Source organism: Streptomyces sp. NPDC059853 (assembly GCF_042731495.1).
Classification (GTDB): Bacteria; Actinomycetota; Actinomycetes; order Streptomycetales; family Streptomycetaceae; genus Streptomyces.
On record NZ_JBHWJL010000308.1, the window covers coordinates 1 to 5911 of the forward strand.

4 protein-coding genes are annotated in these 5911 nt (G+C 71.4%); 1 reads left to right on the forward strand and 3 read right to left on the reverse strand.

Annotated elements, in window-relative coordinates:
* From ACFV5N_RS23485 to ACFV5N_RS23495, 3 genes are all read right to left on the reverse strand, one after another.
* On the reverse strand, positions 1-2186 hold a 2186-nt coding region (locus ACFV5N_RS23485; protein ID WP_385603239.1), incomplete at its 3' end, for a putative bifunctional diguanylate cyclase/phosphodiesterase.
* Positions 2183-2995 carry an SAM-dependent methyltransferase gene (locus ACFV5N_RS23490; RefSeq protein WP_385603242.1) on the reverse strand — a complete coding sequence of 271 codons (813 nt, stop codon included), beginning with the start codon at positions 2993-2995 and terminating at the stop codon, positions 2183-2185. The genes ACFV5N_RS23485 and ACFV5N_RS23490, both read right to left, overlap by 4 nt.
* Positions 2996-3180: 185 nt before the next feature.
* Positions 3181-4386 (reverse strand): transglycosylase family protein, encoded by a 1206-nt coding sequence (locus tag ACFV5N_RS23495; protein ID WP_385603245.1) that lies wholly within the window; start codon positions 4384-4386, stop codon positions 3181-3183.
* Between the two features lie 214 nt (positions 4387-4600).
* Between ACFV5N_RS23495 and ACFV5N_RS23500 the strand changes: the two genes are divergently transcribed.
* Positions 4601-5794 (forward strand): RtcB family protein, encoded by a 1194-nt coding sequence (locus ACFV5N_RS23500; RefSeq protein ID WP_385603248.1) that lies wholly within the window; start codon positions 4601-4603, stop codon positions 5792-5794.
* Positions 5795-5911: the final 117 nt, after the last annotated feature.

Consider the following 5911-nt stretch of genomic DNA (forward strand, 5'->3'; position numbering starts at 1 on the left):
CGGCCCATCGGAGAGCTTCCGCCGTGGCTGTCGCTGGCGGGGGGTATTAACGGCGGACCCGGGCGCGCGTAGTACCAGCCCTGCGCCGAATCGCACCCCAGCTCCCGCAGCTGCCGCGCCTGCGCCTGCGTCTCCACGCCCTCCACGGTCACCGACAACTGGAGGGTGTGCGCCAGCGAGACGATCGACTCCACGATCTTCAGATCCACCGGGTCGGCCGGCTGCTGCTGGAGTCCCTGGGTGAAGGACCGGTCCAGCTTCAGCGTGCTGGCCGGCAGATACCGCAGATTGGCCAGATTGGAGTAGCCGGTGCCGAAATCGTCCAGCGCGATGCCCACCCCCAGCTCCGCCAGCTGCCGCAGCGGCTTCAGCTCCTGGTCGTCCGCCGAGACCATCGCCGACTCCGTCACCTCCAGACACAGCGAACTCGGCGGCAGCCCGGCCTCCTCCAGCACCGCCACCGTGTCCTCCACCAGCTCCGGATGGTGCAGCTGACGCGGCGACAGATTCACGTTCACCCGCAGCGGCCTGGCTCCGCCGATGCCCCGCACCTGCCACTCGCACGCCTGCCGCACCGCCTCCTGGAGCACCCAGCGACCCAGCGGCACGATCAGCCCGGTGTGCTCGGCCAGCGGAATGAACCGGTCGGGCCCCAGCACCCCGTGCCGCGGATGGCTCCAGCGCACCAGCGCCTCCGCGCCCTCCAGCGACCCGTCGCTCATCGTGATCAGCGGCTGGTACTCGATGAAGAACTCGCTGCCTTTGAGCGCCGCCGGCAGATGGTGCGTCAGATGGTGCCGGCTGATCGCCCGCGCGTCCCGGTCCGGGTCCGCCAGCGCGTACCGGTTGCCGCCCTGCGCCTTCGCCCGGTACATGGTGATGTCCGCGCTGCGCAGCACCTCCGAGGAGGACAGCTCACCGGTGGCACCCTCCACCACTCCGATACTGGCCCGCACCAGCAGTTCCCGCCCGGCCACCTCCACCGGCACCGACAGCGCCGCCAGCGCCCGTTCGGCCACCTCGGTGACGGCCGCGGGCGAGCGCGGATCGGTCACCAGTGCCACGAACTCGTCCCCGCCGATCCGGGCCAGCAGCCGCCCCGGGCCGCTGATCCGGCTCTGCAGCCGCTCGGCCACCGCGATCAGCAGCTGATCGCCCACCGCGTGCCCCAGGCTGTCGTTCACGGCCTTGAACCCGTCCAGGTCCAGGTAGCACAGGCCGATCCGGCCGACCGGGGAACCCGGTGCCAGCGCCTGCTCCAGCCGTTCGAAGAACAGCGCCCGGTTGGGCAGATCCGTCAGCGCGTCATGGGTGGCCTGGTAGCGCAGCCGCAGCTGGAACAGCCGGCGCTCGGTGACGTCCTCCAGCATCGCCAGCATGTACTGCGGCTCGCCCTCCGCGTCCCGCAGCAGCGACACCGTCAGATTGGTCCACAGCACCGTGCCGTCCGAACGGTGGTACGGCTTCTCCGCCTGGTACTGCTCGCGCTCGCCGCGCATCAGCTCGCCCTGCATCCGCCACACCTCGGGGGTGTCCTCCGGATGCCCCAGCTCCAGCACGTTGCGGCTGCGCACCTGGTACTCGGAGCCGCCGAACATCCGCACCAGCGCGCTGTTGACATCGAGGATGTTGCCCTCCATGTCGGCGATGCCGATCCCCAGACCCGCCTTCGCGAACACCGCACGGAACCGGGCCTCGCTCTCGTGCAGCGCCGCCCCGATCTCCCGCTGCGCGGTGACCGCCGCCCGCGACAGCGACTCCTGCTCGCACCGGGTCCGCGCCTGGAGCGCCCGCGAGAACCCGGCCGCCATCGCGTGCTGGAGCCGGGTGCAGCGGTTCCGCGCCTCGTCGGCGGGCAGCCCGGCCGCGTCCACGCAGTACAGCAGCAGATACGCGTCCAGCACCCCCAGCACCCGGGGCAGCGCGTCCGGATCCGTGCAGTGCGCGGCGACCAGCGCCTCGCCCACCTCGCGGCCGGGGGAGGGGTCGAAGGGCCGGGCCCGCAGCGCGGTGGCGAGGGTGTCCGCCAGGCCGAGCAGCAATTCCTCGAACTCGGGGCGGGTGAGCGAGGTGGCGGTGGCCGGATAGACGGCGCGGCACCAGATGCGGGCGAATCTGCGCAGCCCGTCGGCGGGCACCTCGGGTCGGTGGGGGGTGGCGGGCGGGCCGGCCGGCGGAGTGCTCACGCGGCGCGCCCCACCCCGACGAGGCCCGTGTAGACCACCGGATCGTCCTCGTCCACCGGTTCGTCGGGCCGCCAGTCGGGCGGAGCCACCAGGCCGGGCTCCAGCAGCTCGAATCCGTCGAAGAAGCGCAGCACCTCCGCGCGCGAGCGCAGCACGAGGGTGGCGCCGCCGCGCCGGTAGACCTCCGAGATCCGGCTGCCCTGGTCGGCGGTGCGGGGGCCGGTGTCGGTGGAGGCGTGCGAGATGACGAGCAGGCTGCCGGGGGCCAGCACCGCGCGCAGCCGGGCCAGGGCCGCCGCCGGCTCGTCGCTGTCGTCCACGAAGTGCAGCAGGGCCACCAGCAGGACGGCGACCGGCCGGCCGAAGTCGATCAGCCGGCGCACCGGCTCGCTGTCCAGGATGGCCGCCGGGTCGCGGAAGTCGGCGGCGACCACCCCGGTGCCCTCCTGGCCGTCGAGGACGGCGCGGCTGTGGGCGACGGCGATCGGGTCGTTGTCGACGTAGACGACCCGCGCATCGCTCCCGCCCTCCCGGGCGATCTCGTGGACGGCGCCGAAGGTGGGTATTCCGGAGCCGATGTCGAGGAACTGGGTCACCCCGGCGGCCCGGGCGTGACGTACGGCCCGCCGCATAAAGGCGCGATTGGTCTGCATGATTTTGGGGAGTCCTGGAAACGCCTCGATCGCCGCGCGGGCGGCGATACGGTCCGCCTCGAAGTTGTGCGAACCGCCGAGATAGAAGTCGTACATACGGGAAACACTCGGCACGGACAGATCGATGCCCTGCGGCGCCCAGGCGGGTCGTTCCATCGACGTCTCCAATGTCTCCTGCATATGCCGGAATTGGCCTCGGAGTGTCGAGGGTACTGACCCGGTGGCAGCGGAGGGAAGAAAACGGAACGAGGTCTTCCTCATTCTGGGTGGTTAGTGGAGCATCTGTCCGGTTTCCAGGGGGTGCCGGTGCGGGAGAACACACCGGCACCCTGCGGAATGCCTCAGAGGGTGACGCCGTTCGCGCGCAGATAGGCCACCGGGTCGATATCGGTGCCGAAGCCCTGACCGGTACGGATCTCGAAGTGCAGATGCGGGCCGGTGGAATTGCCGGTGGACCCGGCCCGTCCCACTTGCTGCCCGCCGCTGACCGGCTGCCCGGCGGACACCGAGATCTGCGACAGATGCGCGTACTGGCTGAATTTGCCGTCGGTGTGCCGGACGATCACTTCATAACCGAAGGACCCCGCCCAGCCGGCCGAGACGACCGTGCCCCCGGACACCGATTTCACCGAGGTGCCGGTGGACACCGGGAAGTCGACGCCGGTGTGGTAGCCCCGCGACCACAGGCTGCCGGTGGTGCGGTAGGCCGTACCGGTGGACGCGTCCACCGGCGAGGAGTACCCGGCCGCCTCGGGAGCGGGCTCCGGCTCCGGCTCTGGCTCCGGTTCGGGTGCCGGGGCGGGCGCCGGCTCCGGCTCGGGCTCCGCGGTCTGCTCGGGCGGGGTCTCCCTGGCCCGTTCGGGCGCGTGGGTCGCGCCGCCGCCGGCCAGGGTGAGCCGCTGGCCCGGGAAGATCAGATCGGGGTTGCCGCCGATGACCTCGCGGTTGAGGTCGTACAGCGACTGCCAGCCGCCGGTCACCTCATGGGTGCGGGCGATCGCGGAGAGGGTGTCGCCGCGCACCACCTCGTACGGATCGGCGGTCTCGGTACGGGTGAGCCCGGCCGCCTGGGTGCGCACCTCGCCGGCCGGGGCGGCCGCCGCGGGCTCGGCGCTCTCCTCGGCGCGGCCGGGGGCACCGGCATCCGGGGAGACCCCCGGGTCGACCCCGTCCCGGGTCAGACCGGCGCGGGAGGAGCAGCTGGGCCAGGCCCCCGGTCCCTGGGTGTCCAGGACCTCCTCGGCCACGGCTATCTGCTGGTCCTTGGTGGCCTGGTCGGCCCGCGGGGCGTAGGCGGTGCCGCCGAACGCCTCCCAGGTGCTCTGCTTGAACTGCAGACCGCCGAAGTAGCCGTTGCCCGTGTCGACGTCCCACCGGCCGCTGCTCTCGCATTCGGCGACCTTGTCCCAGGTCTCCACCGACGCGGCCTCGGCGCCGGTGGCGCTGATCAGCGGCAGCGCGAGCCCCGCACCGCCCGCGGTGACCGTCAGCGACGCGCGGGAGACCGTGCTGGGCTTGTAGCGGCGATGACGTCCATGACTGGCCATGGGCGGGTCCCTCCTTGGCCTGCTGATCGAAAAACACGCCGTCGGATCAGTTTCTGATCAAGGCGGTTGTAGCGGCTCAACCATAGAGGTCCGCTCTCCGACATCACAAGGGGAGTCTGTTGCCCCGCCCTTGGGCCCGCAAAACCGGTTGCCGCCGCACCGGGCACTGGCGCCACAATGAAATCCGATCATCACCAGGGGGATTGAGGAAATCATGGGATACACCGAAGTACCCGGGGCACGGGTGCCGATCCGGATGTGGGCGGATCCCGCGACCGTCGAGGACGGCGCCATGCGCCAGCTGCGGAACGTGACGACCCTTCCCTGGGTCGAGGGCCTGGCCGTCATGCCGGACGTGCACTACGGAAAAGGCGCCACGGTGGGCTCGGTGATCGCCATGCGCGGCGCGGTCTGCCCGGCGGCCGTCGGGGTGGACATCGGCTGCGGCATGACCGCCGTGCGGACCTCCCTGACCGCCTCGGACCTGCCCGGTGACCTCTCCCGGCTGCGCTCGCGCATCGAGGAGACCATCCCGGTCGGCTTCCGGACGCACCGGGACCCGGTGGACCCCGCCCGGGTCTACGGCCTCAAGGGCGCCGGCTGGGACGACTTCTGGTCCGGTTTCGGGGGTATCGCCGAACAGGTGCGCTTCCGGCGCGAGCGGGCCGGCCTCCAGATGGGAACCCTGGGCGGCGGCAATCACTTCATCGAGGTGTGCGTCGACACCGAGGACGCGGTATGGCTGATGCTGCACTCGGGATCCCGCAATATCGGCAAGGAACTGGCCGAGTTCCACATCGGAGTGGCGCAGAAACTGCCGCACAATCAGGGCTTGGTCGATCGGGATCTGGCCGTCTTCGTCGCGGACACCCCGCAGATGGCCGCCTACCGGCACGACCTGTTCTGGGCGCAGGAATACGCCCGGCGCAACCGGGAGGTGATGATGGGGCTGCTGCGCAATGTGATCATCAAGGAGTTCGGAAAGGCCAAGCCCACCTTCGGCGAGGTCATCTCCTGCCACCACAACTATGTCGCCGAGGAGCGGTACGACGGCGTGGACCTGCTGGTCACCCGCAAGGGGGCGATCCGGGCCGGCAGCGGCGAGTACGGGATCATCCCCGGCTCGATGGGCACCGGTTCGTACATCGTCAAGGGCCTGGGCAACACCGACTCCTTCCGCTCCGCCTCGCACGGCGCGGGCCGGCGGATGAGCCGCAACCAGGCGAAGAAGCGGTTCACCGCCCGGGACCTGGCCGAGCAGACCCGGGGCGTGGAGTGCCGCAAGGACGCCGGGGTGGTGGACGAGATCCCCGGCGCCTACAAGCCGATCGAGCAGGTCATCGACGCCCAGCGGGACCTCGTCGAGGTGGTGGCGCGGCTGCGGCAGGTGGTGTGCGTCAAGGGCTGACGCCCCGCACCTGCCGCCGGTCCTTCCCGCCGGGGCGGCCTCAGCCGTCCCGGCGGGCCAGATCCGCCGGACGCGGAGCGGGGGGCTCCGCACCGGCGTGACCCCCCCGTGCGGCCG

What these genes read in the sequence shown, in the direction of transcription:
- ACFV5N_RS23490 (WP_385603242.1), bottom strand. Translation starts at nt 2,995, where the DNA reads ATGGAACGACCCGCCTGGGCGCCGCAGGGCATCGATCTGTCCGTGCCG.
- ACFV5N_RS23495 (WP_385603245.1), bottom strand. Translation starts at nt 4,386, where the DNA reads ATGGCCAGTCATGGACGTCATCGCCGCTACAAGCCCAGCACGGTCTCC.
- ACFV5N_RS23500 (WP_385603248.1), top strand. Translation starts at nt 4,601, where the DNA reads ATGGGATACACCGAAGTACCCGGGGCACGGGTGCCGATCCGGATGTGG.